This is a genomic window from Acidovorax sp. KPB24-03 (assembly GCF_057546605.1).
Genome location: NZ_BAAJYR010000953.1, coordinates 1 through 557, shown reverse-complemented (window position 1 = coordinate 557; position 557 = coordinate 1). Strand labels below are relative to the sequence as shown.

Below are 557 nucleotides of genomic sequence, written 5' to 3'. Positions count from 1 at the left end.
CGGTGCTGGCGCTGGTGGCCCTCGGGCACGATGGCCGCCGCGTGGCGCAATTGATGGCGCTGGCCCTGCCCGCCCTGCTGTGGCTGGCCTGGCCGGTGCGCAGCGACGCCGTGCACCGGCTGCGCACCGCCGCCGTGTGGCTGTGGGCCATGGCCTTCGCGCTCGACGGCGTGGCACGCGCCTATCTGCTGGACGCCTACCAGGCCGCGCCCGACAGCACGCTGGTGCTCGGCGCGGCCGCCAACACCACGGGCCGCGAGAGCGCCGAATACCTGTCGATGCACTGGCGCTCGGTGGCCGTGTGGTCGGCGGCGCTGGTGGTCGCCGCGTGGCTGGTGGGCCGCAGCGCGCGCCGGGGCCTGCGCACCACCGTGCGCTGGCCGCGAAGCCTGGTGGCGCTGCTGTGCGCGCTGCTGGCGCTCAGCGCCCTGGGCTATGCCAGCAAGCCGTGGCGCCGGCTGCACCCGGTCGCCTACTGGATGCACTGGAACGCGGCGGTCCACGGCCTGCGCAGCGGCTGGGCCGACCAGGAGCGCCAGCGCAGCGCCTTGCTGGAG

General features: G+C 75.9%; 1 pseudogene. It reads left to right on the top strand.

Annotation, left to right across the window (positions count from 1 at the left end):
* Nucleotides 1–14: 14 nt before the first annotated feature.
* Nucleotides 15–557, top strand: a pseudogene (locus AC27KI_RS26990) (sulfatase); the annotation flags it as partial.